At 52.9% G+C, this 21224-nt stretch carries 20 protein-coding genes; 9 read left to right on the forward strand and 11 right to left on the reverse strand.

Annotation, left to right across the window (positions count from 1 at the left end):
• Positions 1-595 precede the first annotated feature (595 nt).
• Positions 596-1867 carry a transcription termination factor Rho gene (rho, locus tag Ga0123461_RS02355; protein ID WP_232710412.1) on the forward strand — a complete coding sequence of 424 codons (1272 nt, stop codon included), beginning with the start codon at positions 596-598 and terminating at the stop codon, positions 1865-1867.
• Positions 1868-1918: 51 nt separating this feature from the next.
• Here rho and Ga0123461_RS02360 read toward each other — a convergent pair whose 3' ends face one another.
• The 6 genes from Ga0123461_RS02360 to Ga0123461_RS02385 form a co-directional block, all read right to left on the reverse strand.
• Positions 1919-2545: a pyrimidine 5'-nucleotidase gene (locus Ga0123461_RS02360; RefSeq protein WP_100276867.1), complete on the reverse strand. Its 627-nt coding sequence runs from the start codon at positions 2543-2545 to the stop codon at positions 1919-1921.
• Between the two features lie 43 nt (positions 2546-2588).
• Positions 2589-2915, reverse strand: a complete 327-nt coding sequence (locus Ga0123461_RS02365) for a DUF6172 family protein (protein ID WP_100276868.1) — start codon at positions 2913-2915, stop codon at positions 2589-2591.
• Between the two features lie 82 nt (positions 2916-2997).
• On the reverse strand, positions 2998-3879 hold the full coding sequence (locus tag Ga0123461_RS02370; protein ID WP_100276869.1) for a hypothetical protein: 882 nt from the start codon (positions 3877-3879) through the stop codon (positions 2998-3000).
• 34 nt (positions 3880-3913) lie between these two features.
• Complete coding sequence (locus Ga0123461_RS02375) at positions 3914-4081, reverse strand: YqaE/Pmp3 family membrane protein (protein ID WP_100276870.1); 168 nt, start codon at positions 4079-4081, stop codon at positions 3914-3916.
• Between the two features lie 97 nt (positions 4082-4178).
• Complete coding sequence (locus Ga0123461_RS02380) at positions 4179-5150, reverse strand: PA2778 family cysteine peptidase (protein ID WP_232710302.1); 972 nt, start codon at positions 5148-5150, stop codon at positions 4179-4181.
• Complete coding sequence (locus tag Ga0123461_RS02385) at positions 5140-5547, reverse strand: PA2779 family protein (RefSeq protein WP_100276871.1); 408 nt, start codon at positions 5545-5547, stop codon at positions 5140-5142. Before Ga0123461_RS02385 ends, Ga0123461_RS02380 begins: the two co-directional genes overlap by 11 nt.
• A gap of 178 nt (positions 5548-5725) precedes the next feature.
• Between Ga0123461_RS02385 and Ga0123461_RS02390 the strand changes: the two genes are divergently transcribed.
• The 8 genes from Ga0123461_RS02390 (at position 5726) to aroC (ending at position 14124) form a co-directional block, all read left to right on the forward strand.
• Entirely contained in the window at positions 5726-7021 is a 1296-nt protein-coding gene (locus Ga0123461_RS02390; protein ID WP_100276872.1) for a diguanylate cyclase, read from the forward strand.
• Entirely contained in the window at positions 7018-7902 is an 885-nt protein-coding gene (locus tag Ga0123461_RS02395) for an SDR family oxidoreductase (RefSeq protein WP_100276873.1), read from the forward strand. The genes Ga0123461_RS02390 and Ga0123461_RS02395 overlap by 4 nt, the downstream gene beginning before the upstream one ends.
• Before the next feature lie 104 nt (positions 7903-8006).
• Positions 8007-8399 (forward strand): metallopeptidase family protein, encoded by a 393-nt coding sequence (locus Ga0123461_RS02400; RefSeq protein WP_100276874.1) that lies wholly within the window; start codon positions 8007-8009, stop codon positions 8397-8399.
• A complete protein-coding gene (locus Ga0123461_RS02405) occupies positions 8396-9310 on the forward strand; it encodes an AAA family ATPase (RefSeq protein WP_100276875.1) in 915 nt (304 codons plus the stop codon). The genes Ga0123461_RS02400 and Ga0123461_RS02405 overlap by 4 nt, the downstream gene beginning before the upstream one ends.
• 21 nt (positions 9311-9331) lie before the next feature.
• Positions 9332-10348, forward strand: a complete 1017-nt coding sequence (locus Ga0123461_RS02410; protein WP_100276876.1) for a DUF58 domain-containing protein — start codon at positions 9332-9334, stop codon at positions 10346-10348.
• Positions 10338-12266 (forward strand): transglutaminase TgpA family protein, encoded by a 1929-nt coding sequence (locus Ga0123461_RS02415; protein ID WP_100276877.1) that lies wholly within the window; start codon positions 10338-10340, stop codon positions 12264-12266. The genes Ga0123461_RS02410 and Ga0123461_RS02415 overlap by 11 nt, the downstream gene beginning before the upstream one ends.
• Before the next feature lie 10 nt (positions 12267-12276).
• Complete coding sequence (locus tag Ga0123461_RS02420; protein ID WP_100276878.1) at positions 12277-13059, forward strand: enoyl-ACP reductase FabI; 783 nt, start codon at positions 12277-12279, stop codon at positions 13057-13059.
• 3 nt (positions 13060-13062) lie between these two features.
• On the forward strand, positions 13063-14124 hold the full coding sequence (aroC, locus tag Ga0123461_RS02425) for a chorismate synthase (RefSeq protein ID WP_100276879.1): 1062 nt from the start codon (positions 13063-13065) through the stop codon (positions 14122-14124).
• 6 nt (positions 14125-14130) lie between these two features.
• On the opposite strand, the gene Ga0123461_RS02430 is transcribed toward aroC, so the two are convergent.
• From Ga0123461_RS02430 to Ga0123461_RS02450, 5 genes are all read right to left on the reverse strand, one after another.
• Complete coding sequence (locus tag Ga0123461_RS02430) at positions 14131-15276, reverse strand: MlaA family lipoprotein (RefSeq protein ID WP_100276880.1); 1146 nt, start codon at positions 15274-15276, stop codon at positions 14131-14133.
• A 74-nt stretch (positions 15277-15350) separates the two neighbouring features.
• Positions 15351-16394, reverse strand: coding sequence for an NADP(H)-dependent aldo-keto reductase (locus Ga0123461_RS02435; RefSeq protein WP_100276881.1), 1044 nt, complete (start codon positions 16392-16394; stop codon positions 15351-15353).
• On the reverse strand, positions 16391-19882 hold the full coding sequence (locus Ga0123461_RS02440; protein ID WP_100276882.1) for an ABC transporter substrate-binding protein: 3492 nt from the start codon (positions 19880-19882) through the stop codon (positions 16391-16393). The genes Ga0123461_RS02435 and Ga0123461_RS02440 overlap by 4 nt, the downstream gene beginning before the upstream one ends.
• Entirely contained in the window at positions 19870-20631 is a 762-nt protein-coding gene (locus tag Ga0123461_RS02445; protein ID WP_157819196.1) for a DUF5020 family protein, read from the reverse strand. The genes Ga0123461_RS02440 and Ga0123461_RS02445 overlap by 13 nt, the downstream gene beginning before the upstream one ends.
• On the reverse strand, positions 20615-21202 hold the full coding sequence (locus Ga0123461_RS02450) for a nucleoside deaminase (RefSeq protein WP_100276884.1): 588 nt from the start codon (positions 21200-21202) through the stop codon (positions 20615-20617). The genes Ga0123461_RS02445 and Ga0123461_RS02450 overlap by 17 nt, the downstream gene beginning before the upstream one ends.
• Positions 21203-21224: the final 22 nt, after the last annotated feature.

Raw genomic sequence — 21224 nt, forward strand, 5'->3', positions numbered from 1 at the left:
GTCTTTCCATTTGGAGAATTCAATGTCTAACGAAATCGAAGCACCGCAGGAAGTGAAGACTTCTGAGGTAAAACCTTCTGAAGAGGCACCGCGCCGTCGAGGCCGGCCGCGTAAAGTTGTGGTTGATGATGCTGCTGAGACGAAAGCTACTGAATCCAAGCCTGTAAAACCTAAGGCTAAGCGAACCAAGGCTGAAGTGACACCTGCTAAAGTCGAACCTAAGACAGCCAAAGCAGAAGCTGCCCCTGCTGAGGCAGAGTCAGGTGCTGAAGAGAAACCACGTCGCCGTGGCCGGCCGAGCAAGGGTGAAGTGAAGGCCGAAGAGGTTGAAGTGAAGGCGGAGACTAAGCCAGCCAACGTTGAGGCTAAGATTGAGCAAGAGCCATCCAGTAACAACGAAGAGATGAACGCGGCAGATAACCAGGAGCAGGGTAAGCGCAGCCGCTGGCGCAATAAACCCGAGCGCAACAACGGCCCTGATCGCAATAATAGTAATAGGCCCGATCGCGGTAATAAACCCGAACGCGGCAACAAGCCTGATCGCAACCCTAAACGTGCTCGCCGGGATGATTCTGAAGAGAAGATTTCCGATGAGATGGAAGGAGTCACGCTGAATCTGAAAGAGATTTCGGCCAAATCACCAACTGAGCTGCTGGAGCTGGCCGATCAGTATGATATTGATAACGCCGCTGGCATGCGCAAACAGGAGCAGGTTTCTGCGATTCTGCGCGCTCATGGTCTGCGTAGTGGAACCATCTACAGTGAGGGTGTTCTGGAGATCCTGCCGGACGGATTCGGTTTCCTACGCTCCCCTGATGCCAACTACCTTTCGGGTCCGGACGATGTGTATGTTTCAACCCATCAGATTCGCCGCTATTTCCTGCGAAAGGGTGATACCGTAGCCGGTGAAATTCGTTCCCCTCGCCGTGGCGAGAAATATTTTGCCCTGAAAACAGTCGATACCACCAATGGTCAGTCGCCTGAGCAGGCACGAACCAAGGTTCTCTTTGATAACCTTACCCCTCTTTACCCGGATGAACGCCTTCATATGGAGATCGAGGATCCGACGAACAAGGATATTACCGGTCGTATTATCGATATAGTATCTCCGATCGGTAAAGGGCAGCGCGCCCTGCTGGTAGCACCGCCACGTACCGGTAAAACAGTGATGATGCAGTCGATTGCTCACTCTATTGCCGCTAATCATCCGGAAGTTGAACTGATCGTCCTGCTGATTGATGAGCGTCCTGAAGAGGTGACCGATATGAAGCGCTCGGTGAAGGGTGAGGTTGTATCCTCCACCTTCGATGAGCCGGCTCAGCGTCATGTTCAGGTTTCCGAGATGGTCATTGAGAAGGCCAAACGTCTGGTTGAAACAGGCAAGGATGTGGTGATCCTGCTCGATTCTATTACCCGTCTGGCGCGTGCTTATAACACGGTGGTTCCCTCCTCAGGTAAGATTCTTACCGGTGGTGTGGATGCCAATGCACTGCACAGGCCAAAACGTTTCTTTGGCGCTGCCCGAAATATTGAGGGTGGCGGTTCCCTGACCATTATTGCCACTGCCCTGGTTGAGACCGGCTCCAAGATGGATGAGGTGATCTTTGAGGAGTTCAAAGGCACCGGCAACATGGAGATCAAGCTGGAACGTAAATTGACCGATAAGCGCATTTTCCCATCGATTGATATTGCACCATCAGGCACCCGTAAAGAGGAGCTTCTTACACCTCGCGAAGATCTTCAGAAGGTTTGGATTCTGCGCAAGATCCTCTCCCCTATGGGGTCAATTGATGCGATGGAGTTCCTGCTGGATAAACTCGGCACAACCAAGAGCAATGCTGAGTTCTTCAGTCGAATGAATCAGTAGAAATAATTCGTAGTAGTAATAAAAAAAGGCCGGGTTAAACCCCGGCCTTTTTTATCGCTTCAGTGCTTCCGGAAGTTGATGGAAGCGGGGGATATGATAGTCCCAGTAACCCTCATCTTCATGGGTAATCCAGACGGTTTTACAGCCCAGCTCGCGGGCGACCTTGAGGTTGTCCGCCATATCATCAACCACCAGCGTTCGCTCCGGCGTGCAGCCTTCAGCTTTAATCAGCATGGATAGCGTCTCTTTGTTTGGCTTGGGAATATAATTGTTAAAGCGGATATCATAGATCGCATCGAAGTGGTGGGCGATACCAAGGGCTGCCAGAATGCGCTCTGCATGTTCACGGATGCCGTTGGTGTGGATCACCTTGCGTCCAGTCAGTCTGGACAGCGCAGCATCCAGTTCATCATCGGGTTTGAGTATTTCATGGGCATCAATATCGTGAACATCGTGCAGAAAGGCCTCAGCCTCCATGCCGTGGTGCAGCATCATGCCGCGCAGGGTGGTGCCGTACTCTTTCCAGTATTTCACCCGCAACCGGTCGGCCTCTTCTGGGTCCACATCCAACTCTTTGGCGACAAATGCAGTCATGCGCTTGTCCATGCGCGCAAACACCCCCGAATCGGCGGCGTACAATGTGTTGTCGAGATCAATAACTGCTAAATCAAATGGCATGTCAGGGCACTATCCGTTACGAGGTTTATTTATCTGACAGAAATCAGGATTCGGGGTCCTGGTTTTCGTCTTTCTGCGCTGCGTAGGGATTAATCATTCTGAGGGCTGGCCTGGCCAAGATCTCTATGTAGAACGATTCCAGCTGCTGTGCTTCGGCGGCATCAATCTGTTTGCCGATCTCAGCCATGTGAACATTCTCGGCAGTTTCAGCAGTAGGGCCGAACTTGCAGTCGAAATCCCAGAAATCGGCACCTTCCGGCAGCTCTCTCCTGCGTTCCCTCTGGATGTATTTTTTGACATCACGCCTTACTGAATCCACCAGTCTGGCATATTTCTTTTTCGGGTGGGTCAATTTAAATACTTTTTTCATGCTTCCTCGCGATGACTGTAAAACAAATGCTTTTCTAGTCTGCAATCCTGACTGTTAATAGTACTGGGTGGGAAGTTAATTCTTAAGCGGCTGTAAGCCTGCCGGTCAGGGATGTCGTGAACACATCCAGCGTCCTGCTTTTAAACAGTGCGACAAGCAGCCATAGCATGGCAAGGGGTAGCAGCAGAACCTGCACAACGAAAATGGCCAGATAGGCGGTCATCAGGTTCAGTAGTGAGCTGATGATATTTTCGGCGTTCTCTACCATGTTCAGAAATGCTGCTCTTGTTTTCGCCACTTTGTTGGTCGCACCCGCTGTCATGGAGGAGAAAAAACCTTCGTTCTCTTCCGAGGTCATATTGCTCATTGCATCATAGCTGTTCGAAACGATCGTGAGTTTCTCTACGGAGTCTTCAATGCCTGGCTGCAACCAGTTGCTGTAAAGCGAATCGCTGATCAGTGCAGAAGTGGGTAGCATGAAGCGCAACAGCAGCAGAATCAGGCAGAGTTTGATGGCCGGGTGAAGCAGGGTGGTGAGCGTCGGGGAATTCAGCCAGATCAGCGGAATGGCCAGCAATAGTATAACGGCAATGGCTTTGAATGAGACCGCTTCACCGATCTCAAAGCCGAGTTTCTGGATGCCGATTGAGGCGATGGCTGCCACCAGTATCGAAGAGAGTCGCTCGGTCATGTCATCAATCGGATCTAGAATCTGCCCTGCGGCTATGGTCACGCCGACCCCTGCAGGGGCGAGCTCCAGGTGCGACTCCTTAGCCACGGAGACCACAGCATTCACGCCACGGGTGGTGGCATAAGCGATGGAGGCCGCTTTGATTGATTCACTGAAATAGTCATCGGCAAGCCGGTCAACGCCCGGAAGCTTCACGAAGGAAGCGCCGTAAAAAAGTGCGCTGAGCAGAAGCAACAGCAGGACAGATCTCAGCCTATGGCTTGAATCGCTCATGCTGTGGAGCCCCGAAGGCCAAAGGTCGAAATGATTACCCCTTCTGGTTTGTGGCGACGAGCCAGACAGCGTGCAGGACACCAGGCAGGAAGCCAAGCAGGGTCAGTACGATATTGATGAAGAAATGCTTGCTAGCTCCAACCTGAAGGAAGGCCCCGATTGGTGGCAGAATAATGGCAAGAATCAGATTTAATATATTCATGTTTCAGCCTCGGTTTGAAGAGTTGATAGGGGCACACTATCTTTGTTGCTACGGAGCTGTCGACACTGGTTGTTACCGGTGAAGCAGCTTGCCTCTTTCAGCTCTTCTTTTCGATAGCTGCCCGTGTCCGCATCACTTCCTGTCGGGTCTGCTGGTAAAGCGCGCTGTTGCCATCGAGCCGGACAGCCTGCTCGACTGCCTGCATGGCTTCATCGAAATGCCCCTGTTCCATTTGAACCTGGGCCAGGTTATTAAGCGGCTCTGCAGCACTGGTGTGTGCTTCGGCAGCACGAACAAAGGCCTCGGCAGCACCATTCAGATCAGCCAGTGCATAGCGGATATTACCTAAACCCATCCATGCCGAAAGACTTTCCGGCCACCGGGTTACTGCGGCTTCATAGGATTTAAGCGCTGCTTCAGTGAAGCCTGCCTGTTCGAGATTTACAGCTGCGCGCAGGTAGGAGCTCTCTTCTGCACCTGCCGGAAAGCTGCCCGCAGGTTGTACGACCATGGCCCAGGAACCGGCTCTTACCCATGTGTGCTCAAATGTGGAGAGGGGTATCCGGTAGTCCGGGGTGTCGCCGGAGTGAAGGGTGATACTCTCCTCTGCAAGATCGAAACCTGTTACGACAGCATAGTGCCACTGCGGCGCAAGACTCAGGCCGAGGTTCTGGAATACGATTACCGGATGTCCGGCCTCGATCTCACGCAGAATGTCGCTCAGGTGTGGTGCCAGTAGATAGGCCAGTTGTCCGTATCCTCGCGGTAATGCCATCATCTCCACCTGCAGGCTTCCCTGCTTACCGGGGATAAACAGTTTGCCTCTCAGTTCATCAGGCGAAACGCTGGTTCCAGCGTGAGAGAGGGCCATGGCAAGGGATGCCGGGCCACACTGGTAGTCCAGCTGCGGAAAAAACGGGACATCACTCACGCTGGCTGAAGTGCTTATACCTGCTGGTTTCTCGTGCATCAGTGCAGCACTCTGTTTGGCTGCGCAGCCGCTGAAAAGCAGGGTGATAAGGCAAATGCCCGCCAGTAGGCGGGCATTTGCCACTATTTTAGTGACCATGATGATGTACAAACGGGTAGACGTCGGTAAGTCCGAGCACATCGGTAATCAGCAGTACTAGAAAGATGAACACGGCGGCACCGATGACTTCGCCGATCAAACCACCGGCAGGCAGCGCATCAATCTTTCCGGCCAGCATCTGAACCTCTGCATCACTGAGTTGGGCTACGCGCATCTTAGCCGCTTCGGATGAGACGCCCTGTTGCTGCAACTCCTGCTGTACCTCGGCGCGATTAAGGAACGCAACGACCTTTTCACGTTCCTGATCCATCTGCTGCTGCGTAATCATCTGTTCTGTTGGGACCATGGCTGCATGAGCGAGCGGTACCTGCACGTTCAGCCCGAGCATTACGAGGATGAGTAGCGATACCATTCCCTTTTTGATAAATCTGTTCATGTGGTTACTCCTATATGCCCTAATTCGCGTTATGCTGCGGCAGGCAAGGCTGAACACTAGAGTGGTGTAGCAACCTGATTATGTGATCTGGTCGACATTTTTTCGCAGGCTTGGCAGAAAACGGAAAAATGGATCCTCCCGGTTTCCGTTCCCTCTGCTTTGGGGCTATACTCTTTATATGACATCCAATAAGCCTCGTGAAGAGATAGAGTCGATTTCACCTCAAGGGGAGACCTCTATCTGGAAAGGTTTTGTCTTTAATATCAGTGCTGTCATCCTGCTCTTTATTCTTGGGATATTTCTCGGTGTACAGTTGAATAATGAAACACTGATCAATAATGAACTTCTCACTAGGGCCAAGTCAGACTTTGAAAATATTATTGCAACTCGAAAGTGGAATACGCAGCACAGTGGGGTATATGTAGAAAAAGTTTCTGGCGTGGAATCAAATCCCTACCTGACAGATCCAGATATCACAGCAACCAATGGCAAAGTCTACACGAAAAAGAACCCAGCCCTGATGACTAGAGAAATATCAGAACTGCTAAGCGAGAGCCTTGGTCATTCGTTCCGTATTACTAGCTTGAACCCTCTCAATCCAAGCAACAGGCCTGACGAGTTTGAAGCCGATGCATTGCGCTCATTTGAGAAGGGCGAGAAAGAACTTGTTACGGTTGAACAAAGTGATGGTAAGTCATTATATCGTTATATGGCTCCGCTTTTTGTCGAGAATTCCTGCCTTTCATGCCATGCCAAGCAAGGCTATAGGGTCGGAGATGTGCGCGGTGGTATAAGCGTTCAATTTGATATCAGTGATGTTGTAAAGCGGCTGAAGAGGAACAGGTACACTGTATGGGCACTATCACTGGCAATCTCGATTCTACTGATCGTGATTATATATACATTTGTCCGAAGGATTAGGCGGTCACTTGAAGCAGCAAATGCCACGATTAGGAAGTTGGCGATAACCGATGAACTTACAATGTTGAATAACCGCCGTTACTTTATGAAACGGCTCGGTGAGGAGTTTTCAAGGGCTAAACGCTACGGGCGTCCAATATCCTGTATAATGCTCGATATTGATTTTTTCAAACAGGTCAATGATGAACATGGCCATTTGGAGGGTGACCATGTGCTCCGATCTATTGCCCGCCTGATGGAGGCTCAGGAGCGAAACACCGACGTGGTGGCTCGTTACGGAGGTGAGGAGTTTGTATTTATGCTTCCCGAGACTGAATTAAATGAGGCCCTTCAGGTTGCTGAAAGACTGCGAAAGAGCATTGAGGCTTCCTCAGTTTCCTTGTCCGATGGCACAGTGCTGAATCTTACTGTTAGTTTAGGTGTCTGTAGCTGGGGTAGTGAACAGATGGCTGCCACTGATGATTTCCACGCTTTGATAAAAGAGGCTGACGAAGCCCTCTACCGCGCCAAGGAGAACGGACGCAACCGGGTAGAGGCAACCGGGGCTGCGTGACTCAGTCGATTGATAGCTTACTGATTTTCGGTTGCGGTTACGTCGGTGAAAGGCTGGCCAAGGCATGCATTGCTGAGGGCATCCGGGGAGTTGCAACAACGCGCAGCGAAAATCGTGCAAATGAGCTTGAGGCTCTCGGTGTCGAAGCGGTGGTGGTTTCTTCTCCTGCCGATCTATCTGATCGACTGCTGGCATCTGTACATGCTGTTCTGGATTCAATTCCATTAACCCGCAGCGAACAGGGTATGCACGCTTCACAGGTTGAGTGGCTGCCATTGATAGCCGCGAAGATGAGAAGCCTGAAATGGGCTGGTTATCTCTCTACAACCGGTGTTTACGGCGATGCGAATGGTGCATGGGTGGATGAGGCGTATGCCTGTCACCCGTCAAGTGCACGGGGTACGGAGCGGCTGATTGCTGAAACGAGCTGGCTGGAGTCCGGTATGCCTTCTGAGGTGTTCAGGCTTGCCGGCATCTACGGGCCAGAGCGCAATATTCTCGCACGTTTGCAGGCCGGTGGTTACAAGGCTGTGCAGTGGCAGCCGCCGCACTGGTCCAATCGTATCCATGTTGATGATATCGTGGCGGCAGTAATGTCAGCGATGCAAAACCCCAGCCCTGGCCGCATTGTAAACCTGGCGGATGATGAGCCGCTGCCGCATGCCGATTATGTGACTGAGCTTGCCCGGCTGGCTGGTGCGCCTGAACCCGTGTTGTTAAGTGAACAGGCGGGAGAAAAAGAGCTTTCACCCATGGCACTGGAATTCTTTCGCGATAACAAGCGCATATCGAACCGCCTTCTGCATCACGAACTTCTGGCTGAGCTGAAGTACCCATCATTCAGGGATGCTGTTGCTGACCTGAAAGGGTCAGAGGCATGAAGAAAGGAAGCAGGCCTAGGGAGCTTCCACACTATCCTGAGTCCGCAGGTGTGACGGCTGACCCTGCAACACCTGCGTGGCCGGTTTTCTGCTAGGATAACTGTATGGATGCGCAACTGTTTCAAAGCACTGCCGAACGTTTGCTCGATGAGCTGCCTCTCAGGTTTCGCAAGGTTCTGGAGAATGTGGTGATTGTGATCGAGGATTTTGCTTCTGAAGAGGTTCTTGTGTCGATGCGGGCAACCTCACCGTATGAGCTTCTCGGTCTTTATGAGGGGTGGCCGATCACTGAGCGGGAGGCAGTTGATTCCGGCAATTTACCTGACATGATCCATCTCTACCGCAAGCCGATACTGGCAATGTGGCAGGCATCGGGCGAAAGCATCGAATCCTGCATTCAGGATGTCCTAATTCATGAAATCGGCCACCATTTTGGCTTCTCCGATGCCCAGATGGATGCGATTGAAGTCGAATATGATAGGGAGGCGCTAACGTGAACAACGATCATGAAAAGATAACGACTCTTCACCACCAGTTATCTTCAGTGCTGGCCGGAAAGGAGGGGGCCATCCGGCAACTGCTGGTCACATTGCTCTCAGGCGGCCACCTGTTGATTGAAGATGTGCCCGGGGTAGGTAAAACCACGCTGGCCCATGCACTGGCCAACAGTCTCGACAGTGATTTCGGCCGTATCCAGTTCACTGCTGACCTTCTGCCTGCCGACATCGTCGGTGTGGAGATATTCGACCCAGCCAAGCAGCGTTTTGATTTTCACCCCGGGGCTGTGTTTAACCACATCGTGCTGGCCGATGAGATCAATCGTGCCACGCCCAAAGCGCAATCCGCACTACTGGAGGCGATGGCCGAAGGGCAGGTGACGATCGAGCGTAAAACCCGTCAGCTGCCGCAACCCTTTTTCGTGATTGCCACGCAGAATCCCAATGAGCATATGGGTACATTCCCGTTGCCGGAGTCACAGCTTGACCGCTTCTTCATGCGCACCTCCATTGGCTATCCCGATAGGGAAGCCGAGCGCAAGGTGTTGCTTGGTGAAGCGGGGCAGGTAAGGTTACCCGAGCTGCAACCTGTTGCCGGCTGGAGCGATATTCTGGCGGCGCGTCATGCCATTACCACGCTCAATGTTTCTGATCTGCTGCTCGACTATCTATTGAAACTGCTGCAGGAGAGTCGTAACGGTGAATGGCTAAAGCAGGGGATCAGTCCACGGGCGGGACGCGACCTGATTAATGCGGCCCGTGCAGAGGCGTGGCTGGCGGGGCAGTCCTATGTTACGGCTGCCGATGTGCAGACGGTATGGCTACCGTGCCTTGCTCACCGCGTGCTGGCAGGTGGTGATAGTGAAGCAGCACTGACAGCACTTCTTGAAAGTGTTCCTGTCCCTGCCTGAATGAACTGAGCGGGAAATTCCGTGGCATACGATCCGGCTGACCTGAAACTTCCGCGCTGGCTGCTACGTTCACTTGATACCCTGGTTGCCATTCACATACCGCTCGGTTTTGGCTGGCGGGTCGGGTTTACAAGGCCGGGGTTTATCTTTTTTGCTGCCCTTCTCGGTGTTTGGGCGGCAGCCTTCTATTCGGGTAATAACCTGCTCTATCTCTGCGGTGCGATGATGACTGCCATGACCGCGGCTGCAATCACTCAGGCGACGCGTCTGTTGAATCGTTTTCCTGATATGGGGCCATTGCTGCCTCTGCTGCAGGCAAACAGCGTAACGGTGCTGCGAAAATATACCGGCCTGCAGGAGCCCGCCTCGGCTGTCGTGGGTGTTGAGTGGCACTGTATTGAAGGGTGTTTCTCCCTGCTTGGGCGCTGTGAAGGTGACAGGGTGCGGCTTGAGGGGAAGATGAAACCACAGAGTCGGGGAGTCTACCGCTGCAATAAGCTCCTCCTGTCGAGCGATGCTCCACTCGGGCTGTTCCTGCTTTCTCTGGAGCGTAGAGGCAGTGGGGATGTGGTTGTTATGCCGGAGCCAGTGGCATGGCAACCTGACGGGCACAACGGCAATACCCTTTCCGGGGGGCAGCTGAACGGTGGTGATGAGTGGCTTGATCTGCGCGGTTATGTGCCGGGGGATCCACTTTCAAGGGTGCACTGGCGCAAGGCATCAGGTGATATCAGGGAGTGGAAGGTGAAGCGCTTTGCATCTGAGATAGAGCGCTCGCACGAGAAGTTACTGCGTGTGGATCTGCGTATGCCTGCCGGGGCAAGCGAAGCGGCATTCGAACGGTTGCTGGCTCGTGTCTGGTTCTGGGTTCTGGAGCAGGGAAGTTCCGGACAATTGATTCTCGGGCAGGACTCCTTTGATCTTGGAGACAGTGCGCAATCAGCTGCTCTGCAGAGGGCAGTAGCGGCCGCTCATCCTGAATCACTACCGGCTTCCGGGGAGGGGGGCTTGCAGCTGACGGTGTCTGATGACTCCTAGTCTTCTACGAGCTGAGCGTATGACGCTGGCCGTGCTGATGTGCGGGGTGGCTGCACTTGCACTTTCTGACTTCGTAAGCCCTTTTTACTGGCTGCTGTCGACAGTGGCGACACTATTTCGCCTCTGGCGGGGGCCATCGCTGCAGTTGAGTGAAATGCAGGCCAGCTTGGTCGGCTGGTTCGGATTCGTATGGGTGATTTTCGAACTGTTCCTCGGCAGGGCCCTGGTTGTCGCCTTTACCGATTTCCTGCTGATTCTGGCCTTTGCCATCGTGGTTGAAGCTGCCACACCCCGTAACCACCTGCACCGAATGCTGGTTGGCCTGTTTCTACTGCTGGCCGGAGCCGTGCTGACCGATTCGGTTCTCTATGCCGTGCCACTGTTTGCGATGATGTGGTTTTTGTGGCGGGCGGCTGCATGCCTCTATGGGATGAATTTGTCCGGTGGTGATCTTCCCGCCATGCCGCTGCGACATGAGGTACGCTGGATGTTTTTGATGCTGGTGAGCACTGCTGTGTTGTTTGTAGCCCTGCCGCGTTTTGAGTTTCATTCGCTGCTCAAGCCAGCTCAACCACGCATGGAAACCAGTGGTTTTTCCGATCTGGTGCAGCTGGGTGATTTCGCCCGTTCTCTTGATGCTCGCGTGGCAATGCGGGTAGAGCCGCTGAATCTGACAGCTGCGGAGATCAATAACTTTCGTAAATGGACGCAGGGGCGTTACTGGCGTGGAGCGGTACTCTCCCGGTTTACCGGCAGCGGTTGGCAGAAGGTGGCAGCACCCCGACAGTTTCATCTGGGTGCAGGCGAAGACCTGATGTTTGCAGATGGGGAGGCTATGGCCGTAGCGCTCTACCGTGAAGCAAGCGATCACAGCTATATCCAGATTCCACAGGGGATTCTTCGCATTCGTGATCTGCCGCAGGGTATTCAGACTGATGAAACAGCAACCGTTCAGTTTACCCGTGCTCCATCACGTAGGTTGCGCCTGCTGATGGATGTTGCATGGGCCAACACGCCTGAAGCTGTGCAGGGGCCGCAACGATGGGAGCTTGAGCAGGCGCATATCCCCGATGCACTGCGTAATTGGGTGAAGCCGTATGCGATGAATAGCGCTGATCAGGTTCAGGTCCTTGCCAGTATTGCTGCTGAATTACGGGGCTGGACGTATGACCTGAATGCACCGATTGATAGCGAAAGTCCCATCAGCTCCTTTTTGAAGCTGCAACGCGGCCACTGTGAACTATATGCCACAACGATGGCACTGGCGGCGCGCACATTGGGCATTCCCTCAAGGGTTGTGAATGGATACCTCGGCGGTGACTGGAATGAGGTCGGTGACTTCCTGCAGATAAGGCACCTGCATGCTCATAGCTGGGTGGAGGTGTGGGTAAATGGGAGATGGCAGCGCATGGATGCAACGCCGGCTACGCGCAGCGGACTGCTGAATCTCAGGTTCCCGAGGTTTGATCAGCTTTGGGAGTCGGCGAAGCTCGGCTGGTATCGCTATGTGCTGGAGTTCCAGAATTCCGATCGTGTCAACGTGATCAAGGCGCTCTGGCAGAGTATAAGGGTATACGGAGAGTGGCTTCTTTCGGCACTTATGGCCACAGCTGTTGTTATGTTGTTATGGCGTTATGGTAGGGTGATACTACGTCATTTTACCCGCTATGACAAAACGCTGTGGTCTGTTCTTGATCGCTGGTTGAGCAGACGAGGCGTCGTTAGGGCGCAGTATCAGCCGTTAAGGGATACGGCTATTCCCGAAGGGGTCTCACATGAAGCTTGGGAAAGATTTGTATGCAAATGGGAGGCACAGAGCTATGGAGAGGAATCTCTGTGGAAGAAACGCGATTTGAAGCGCCATTTGCGTGCGCTTTTGAAAACAACTGATACTATTTCGGCCAATGTTTTGAGATAAGGAGTCATGCGTGGGTATTCTTGAAGGTAAAAAAGGGCTGATTCTTGGCGTTGCAAACAACAAATCGATTGCATGGGGCGTAGCTCAGGCAGCTAAGCGCGAAGGGGCTATCCTGGGATTTAACTATCTTGGCGAAATGATGGAGAAGCGCGTACGTCCATTGGCAGAGAGTCTTGATGCCGAAATTATTGCACCGATGAACGTTTCCGAAGAAGCCAGTATCGACGCCTTTTTCGCTCAGGTGAAAGAGCAGTGGGGCGAGATCGATTTTATTGTGCATTCGATTGCTTTTGCCAATAAGGATGCGCTGCAGAACGGCTTCTCACAAACCTCGCGTGAGGACTTTCATCTTGCACTGGATGTTTCTGCATACTCGTTTGTTGCCTGCGCGCAGCGCGCTGCACCGATGATGAAAGAGGGCGGCAGCATGGTTACTATGTCCTACCTGGGCGCTGAGCGTGCTGTTCCAGGTTATGGAGTGATGGGTGTTGCCAAGGCGGCACTTGAGGCATCAACACGTTATCTTGCACAGGATCTGGGTGAGAGTGGCATTCGAGTTAACTCGGTTTCTGCAGGCCCTATTCGCACACTGGCAGCATCGGCAGTTGGAGATTTCCGTAAGCTAATGGAAAAGAGTGCCCGCGGTGCCATGCTCAAGCGTAATGTAACGCAGGATGAGGTGGGTAATACCACGGTTTACCTGCTTTCCGATTTGGCATCAGGTGTGACTGGGGAACTGCATTATGTCGATGCCGGATTCCATATCGGTGCCGGTGATACAGGCGCGGAATAAAAAGTGTCAGGCTCTTCCACCGGCCAGATATTCCGGGTTACTACTGCAGGTGAATCACATGGGGCGGCACTGGTTGCCATTGTCGAGGGGTGCCCGGCAGGCATTGGCCTCTCCGAGGCCGATATCCAGCCCGATCTTGACCGTCGCAAGCCGGGGCAGTCCAAATACACAACCCAGCGTCGTGAAGACGATGAGGTAGAGATTCTCTCTGGCGTGTTTGAAGGCAAAACCACAGGTTGTCCGATTGCTCTGCTGATTCGTAATACTGACCAGCGCAGCAAGGATTACTCGGAGATCATGGATAAATTCCGTCCGGGTCACGCTGATTTCACCTATTTTGAAAAATATGGAAGGCGCGACTATCGCGGTGGCGGCCGTTCCTCCGCACGCGAGACCGCGGTACGCGTAGCAGCCGGTGCAGTTGCCAAGAAGCTGCTGGCTGAATCAGGCATTTCGGTTCTCGGCTGGGTTGATCAGATAGGCCCAGTGAAAGCGGATGCTGCAAAGTTTGATCGTGATGAGATCATCAACAACCCCTTTTTCTGCCCAGATGCTGAAGCTGCGGAGAAGATGGCTGCCTTTATGGATGCGCTGCGCAAGGAGGGCGACTCCATTGGCGCAGGTGTTACTGTTGAGGCGCATGGGATGATCCCAGGGCTTGGTGAGCCGGTATTCGACAGGCTTGACGCTGATATTGCCAAGGCGCTGATGAATATCCCGGCCGTGAAAGCTGTCGAGATTGGTGATGGCTTAAGCTGTATCGAAGCGAAAGGCTCCGAATTCGGTGATGCGATTCGCATGAGTGGATTCCAGAGTAACCATGCCGGAGGCGTTCTCGGTGGTATCTCCAATGGTGATACGGTGCGGGCGCGCATGGCACTCAAGCCGACCTCATCGATCCTTAAATCACGTCCGACGATCGACATTCATGGCAATGAAACAGATATTGTTACCAAGGGTCGTCATGACCCATGTGTGGGAATCCGTGCCGTACCTGTTGCCGAAGCGATGCTTGCGCTGGTGCTGGCTGATCATCTACTGCGTCATCGTGCCAGCAGGATCTGATTCTTATTAGGGTTTAACGGGCTCCAACCAGGCGCCAGAAAGCCCTGACCTGGCCTTCATCTCAGCCAGCGTTCTGTTTGCATCCACTCCGCCGACAGAGTCGCTGATGTAGAGGCGCTGCCAGATTGCATCATTTACTGTCACTTCTTTGATGCTGGTTCTGATGTTCGCTGTTGAAAGTTGCTCTTGTGCCGCGATTGCATTCGCCTCTGTTTCGAATGATGCGAGATTGATGATAAACGCCTGATCGCCAGGAGTTCTGCTGGCAGTTTTAGTGCCGGACCTGCCTGCAGGCGCTGCTGCGGATTCATCTAACTCGGCTGCAGGTGAGGCAGGCGTATCGTCTTGCATATCGGGTGCTGGCTCCGGCTCTTTATCGAACTCATCTTCTTCAAAGCCGTTCTCCTCGCTCCCCCAGTTATCCTCTTCCCAGCCATCACCACTGCTTTTTTCAGGTTTGGGGGGGGTGCCATCATAGATCAGGTACTGCCTGTTTTGACGCCACGCTTCTCGCGTGAAAACGTAAGGGTCGAGTGCCAGCTCATCGCGCATATCAGAGGCTTCCAGCAATTGCGCCCGCTGGTCCACATATTTCAGCACAGCCACCGGAATGGTGACCGCAGGTGCGAGGGTGAATGAGAGCCAGAAGAGTGGGTCGGTGGCAGTTGCGGTGATAAAATCGGGTGTGTTGCGCACCGAGTTTGGCCCCAGTAGCGGGTAAACAATATAGGCGCCCTGGCCGGAGCCCCACACTGCCAGCGTTTGACCGAAATCTTCGTCGTGTCGCTCAAGCCCCATGGATGAGGCGACATCCACGAGGCCGCCGGCACCGAGCGTGGTGTTAATCAGGAAGCGGAACAGGTCACTGAATCCCTGCTTGCCTTTGCCCTGCAGGAAATCGTTCAACACGGTGTTGAGGTAGGTGGCGTTGTCATAGAAGTTGGATACGGCTGTACGCATGGGCTTGGGAACGGCAGCCGTATAACCACGGGCCACCGGCTTGAGTGTTACCCGGTCAATGCCGTCATTCACCTTATCGGTTACCCGGTTGACCGGTTCGATGGGGTCGTGGTTGTTTTCAGTGGTGGCACATGCGGAGAGCAGAACTGCCAGCAGCAGCGTAAGGATCAGGTTGAAGGGGCGCCGATTCATGGGGATGGAATTATGCCGTCAGTCGCAGTAAATGCACGAAAATGGAGATGGCACGGTGAGGGGTTGCATTGGCATCACGGGCAGGGATTCGGGTATTGAAGAAAAACTGATTCAATGTCGGCAATACATTCATCGGAAAGGGTCACCTCATGGCTTTCAATGTTCTCGGACAGCTGCTGCATGGTTGTCGCTCCTATGATTGTAGCAGAAACAAACGGTTGTTGCCGAATAAATGCCAAAGCCATCTGCGCAGGTTTCAGGTGATGTTTTTCGGCTACCCCGACGTAAGCAGCTGTGGCCATCTTTCCAAACTCATTGGAGTAGCGGGTATAGTGACCGAACATGCTCAGACGCCCCTGCTGTGTGGGGTGATCGTTGTTCAGGTATTTTCCAGAGAGAACACCGAAGGCGAGCGGTGAATAAGCAAGCAGCCCCGTCTTTTCCCGACAGGCTATCTCGGCAAGACCTATTTCGAAGGCGCGGTTGAGCAGGTTGTACGGGTTCTGGATCGATACGATGCGTGAAAGCCCCATGGATTCGGCACAGTGCAGGTACTGCATGGCGCCCCACGGCGTTTCATTGGAAATCCCGATGTGGCGCACCTTGCCTGCTTTCACAAGCCCTGAGAGCGCCTCCAGCGTTTCGGCAATCGGGGTGAACGACTCCTCTTCGTTATGGTTGTAGTTCAGCTTTCCAAAATAGTTGGTGCTGCGCTCAGGCCAGTGGGTCTGGTAGAGATCAATATGATCGGTCTGCAGGCGGCGCAGCGAAGCCTCGCATGCTGCAACAATATTGTTGTGATCAAGTTTCGCTTCTCCACCCCTGATGTGCGGACACAAGGCTGTCGGCCCGCACACCTTGGAGGCGAGAACCACCTCATTGCGCCGGCCGGTTTTGTGAAGCCATTCACCGATGATTGATTCTGTAGCGCCGTAGGTTTCGGCCTTGGGTGGAATGGCATATAGCTCGGCAGTATCGAAAAAATTGATGCTGTAATCGCGGGCATAATCCATCTGGGCAAAGGCATCGCTTTTACTATTCTGTTCGCCCCATGTCATGGTGCCGAGGCAGATCTCACTGATCTGAATATCTGTCTGTCCGAGCCTGTTCAGCTTCATGTCTTCATCTCCAGCATGTCGCCCAGTGTCTGTTCGAGGTGTTCAACGGAGTAGGGTTTATTGATTACTGCAATCCCCTGCAGGCCACTGTCACGCTCAATTTCTTGACGTTTATCGTAGCCGGTTGCAAAAACGATCGGAATTCCGGGGTTCAGTACGCGAACCGTCCTGGCCAGTTCAACCCCGCCCATTTTCGGCATCACAACATCTGTAAGGATCAGGTCGATAGCGTTACTGTTATACAACTCCAGCGCCTGCTCTCCGTTTTCAGCCGTTAATACCCGGTAGCCGATGTTTTCCAGTACTTCAGCGATAATGGCAAGGACCCCTGTCTCGTCATCAACGAACAGAATGGTTTCACCGTTTGCCGCTCTTGAGGCAGCCTGTGTCTCTTCTTTGTTTTCCAATTCCGTGGTGATAAGGGGCAGGTAAATGTGGAAGGTGGTGCCTTTGCCAACCTTGCTTCTCACATCGATGATGCCGTTATGGGATTGAACCGCTCCAAATACCATCGACAGCCCCAGACCAGTTCCTTTGCCGACCGATTTGGTGGTAAAGAAGGGTTCGAAGATGTTGTCCAGATCCTCTTCGGGGATGCCGTACCCGTTATCCTTGATGGTGAGGTGGGCATAGGGAGCGTTTTTTGCCGATTCATGGCTGGATAGAAAACCGGGGTCGGGCTGGAATTTCTCCAGACGAATGCGGATAACGGGCTGCTTCACATCCTCGACGGCATCGCGTGCATTGTTCAAAAGGTTGAGCAGAACCTGTTGAAGCTGTGTGATGTCGGCTGATACCTTCATGTTGGCCTCGATTTCGAGGCTGAAGTCGATATCCTCTGGGACGGATACCCTGTGAAGTTTGAATGTCTCTTTAATAAAAGGGGTAAGGAGAATTGTTCGTTTCTCGACAACGTCTTTTTTGGCGAAGGTGAGAAGCTGCTTGATCATATCGGCAGCCCTGTTGCTGAGGCCCTGGATGTTTTCGAGTTTCGTGGTGATCTTTGGCTGGCCTTCCGCAAGTCGCTTGGCCAGATAGATGTTGCCTGTGATGCCGGCCAGCATGTTGTTGAAGTCATGGGCGATGCCGCCAACCAGCGTACCGATGGACTCCATTTTTTGCGCCTGATAAAACTGTTCCTCCAGTTTCTGAATCTTGGAGATGTCCTCATGTACCCCGACAAAGTGGGTGATGGTTCCATCGTCACTGCGAATAGGTGAAATCGTAAGCATGGCGGGATAGGTGGAGCCATCCTTTCTCTTTTCGATAATTTTCCCCTGCCATGTATTACCCAGCCGAATGACTTCTCGCATCTCAATCGCCAGTTTCTGGTACTCGTCTGATCGGAACAGTTGCGGTGTTTTGCCCATCGCCTCGTCACTGCTGAAGCCGGTTATTCGCGTAAATGCTGGGTTCACATATTCGATCTCACCATTGCTGTTGGTGATGGTTACCACTTCACTGGCCTGTTCAACGGCGCTGGAGAGTTTCTGCATTTTCTCGATATAGAGGCTGCGTTCAATGGCGATAGCTGAAAGCTTAGCGGCATTGGTGATCTCGGCGATTTCCTCGTTATCGGGGAGTGCCGGATGGTCGTAATACATGGCAAAGGTGCCGAGAACATGACCGTCGGAATCCAGAATCGGTTCGGACCAGCAGGCTTGCAGCCCCAGTAGAAGCGCAAGCTCTTTGTAGGGGGACCAGCGCTCATCGGTGGAGATATCCTCGACGATCACGCGCTTCCTGCTATAGGCAGCAGTACCACACGAGCCGACCATTGGACCAATCTCAATGCCTTCGAGCGCACGGTTATATTCATCGGGAAGATTGGGGGCGGCCCCCTTATAAAGTCTTCCTTCCTTTAACAGCAGAATGGATGCCTTCATCTCCGGATGGCGCTTCTCGTGGACCCGTACGATCTCTTCAAGGATATGGGGCAGGTTCCTATCACTGGCGATCATCTCCAGAATCATGGAGGTGGACTTCACCTGGGATTCGGTTTGTTTCTGCTCCGAAATATCAAAAATATTACCTTCTAGACAGACCACCTTTTCGGCCGCATCAAAAACAGCCTGTCCTCTCTCATGCACCCAGCGGACCTGACCATTACGACAGATGAGGCGATACTCAAGGGTATATGGCTCCTTGTGCTTAACAGCTTTTATCATATCCTTGATGATCTGCTTTGTGTCATCCGGATGAATAATGCTGGCAAAAGAACGAATCTGGTTCGCGTAAAAGTCGGATGCGGGATAACCGCTGACCGTCTCCACTGCATCGCTGATGTAATCCATAGTCCGATTTTCATCGTAAGCACAGCGGTAGGTAATACCGGGGACGTTGTCGACAAGCTTGTGGAACCGCGCCTCACTTGTTTCAAGCTCTGCGGTACGGTTTTTAACCATACGACGCAGCAACAGGGTTTGCAGGGCGAAGATGGCTAGCAGTGAGAGTAGCCCGAATACCAGCAGTTGCCACAGGTATTGGCCAAGTATCTCTTCCAGCTCCAGAGCTGGTTCGTAAACCAGCCCGTTGACCTCGAAGTCGGCGGAAATCAGGTCGATATCCTGATAGGTCTGCGCAATCTTTTGCCAGCGGGCCAGACTCATGTATCCGGGGTTCACTACATTTTTAAGAATCATCTCGCCTGTTTTTACGGCTTCGAAATAGAGCTGACTTTTGGACAGGTGCTGGCTGTTATATTGTTTCTGGATCAGTTCGACGGTCTCATCCAGGTTGTCCAAGGCATATTGCCACCCCTTCATGCTCGCTCTGATCATGGCGTTGGCCCGCTCTGGATGGTTAGCCACTTCATCATCGGATGTGATCAGAAGGTCTCCGTAGAAGTCGATACCGTAGTCATTGGGATGGAGGATGTGATAGGGGATGCCGAGATCTTCCAACTGGTGTGGCTGGTCGGTGGTGTAGATGCTGAAGGCATCGGTTTTCCTGTTGATCAGATCATCAAGGTTGAAGCTGGTATTCTGGCGTATGAAGTCACCCTGATTCAGGCCAGATTTTTTCATTGCGGCGAGAATGACAGCATCCATATGGCCGGACTGCATCATCGCCTTTCTGCCTTTCAGGTCGCTAAATTTGCGGATGCCTGAATCAGCTCGCACCGCCAGCGCCAGAGGTGAGTGCTGGAAGATCGCTGCCAGTGTTTTTACCGGCTTGCCGTCGGCGCGCGCCAGAATTACACCGGTATCGGTGATGCCGTAACGCCCCTCCTCCATCAGGATATATTCGATAGGGTTTTTGCTGGGGCCACCCTCAATCAGTTTAACATTCAGCCCTTCATCCCTGTAGTACCCTTTTTCGACAGCCATGTAAAAGCCGGCAAACTGGAATGCATGCTTCCACTTCAGTTGCAGGGAGATGGCATCGTCAGCACCTGCCAGAACCGGATTGAACAGCAGAAGCAGCGCAAGCAGCGCCGTGCTACATGGGGCGGTTATCTTAAGCAGTGATTGCTTTACCAGATCCATTTCATCATCCCCTGCACAACACTGCTGTTCAGGTTGCGATTATGATGATAATCCCACTCAATGCCGACTAACAGGTTGTCAAAGTCCTGATCGGCCAGATTACCAAGATTAAGCAGCAGCTGTGGCTGCGTGCTTATTTCCGTGCCGTTATTATCAGAGCCATATATGTCGATGAAACCTTCAAACGATAACCATGTGCCCAGAGGAACGCTCCATACACCGGTGGTCTGCCAGGTCTGGCTGTTAAAGTTATCCTTGCGCAGGTAAAGATTGATGCTGAGCAGGTTAAAGCCGGGAATGGTGAGGTCGGCACCCAGGCCGATCAGTTCGGCATGGAAGCCCTCTCCATCACGATTAAGCTGCCCTGCGAGAAAGAGATCCTTGAATATACCGGCGGATAGATTCTGGCCAGAAAGTGCAGAAAAACTCAGGCGGGGAGCCCATTCGGAATAGATGCGTGACCGGCTGCCGGTAGGGGCTCCGGCAAAATCGAGGAAGTTTCCTGAGAGAAAGTCGACAAAGAAATAGTTGTCACCATAAGACCAGGTGCTGAAATGCTCCAGCGTGAGGGTGGTCATTTTCCCATTAGAGGTGTTGTTGCCGTAATAGTTGTCATGAAAGTTGGTGCCGTAGAGCAGCTGTAGATTCGTGGTGGAGAAGTTTTCCGCATGTGATGTGGCCGGAGCGAAAGAGAGCAGCGTAAAGCAGAGCAGTAGCGTGCTGAGCGGGTGCTTAAGATTGGCGGGCATTATAGATTTTCCTGTTAAGCTCTGCATAACTCTTAAGTACGGCAGCGGCTTCATCTCGACAGATATCGGCTTCAACCGTAATGCCACGCTCATTAAGCGCCTCCTTCCAGTCAGGGAGCTTAGGTCCCTCGTCAAAGCCGATAGCACGTGCATCCTCATCGCGTGCGCCGCAACTCAGGTGGCGGATACCGGACCATGGGATGGCCCCGAAACACATCGCACACGGTTCGGTGCTGGTGACCAGTTCAAAGTGGGGTAGCCCCTCTGCACCCAGATCAAAGGTGCCCAGCTTCTTCTGGGCAATAGAGATGGCGATCATCTCGGCATGTGCCATGGAGCAGTTTGAAGGGACGACAAGATTGATGCCTGCGGCAAGCAAGGTATGGCAATCCATGTCGAAGATTGCCGCGCCGAATGGCCCGCCACTGCCATGTTCTATATTCAGGCGGGCAAGATGGATGGCAAGCTGCATGCGCGACTCGCTGTCCGCATATACCCTGTCATCCCCTGCCATGAACTCGGAGAGCCACTGCGGCAGCTGGATGGTGATGTTGGAAACGAACGCAGTCATGCAAAGAAAATAGCAGGAACAG

This window comes from Mariprofundus aestuarium (genome assembly GCF_002795805.1).
GTDB classification, from domain to species: Bacteria; Pseudomonadota; Zetaproteobacteria; order Mariprofundales; family Mariprofundaceae; genus Mariprofundus; species Mariprofundus aestuarium.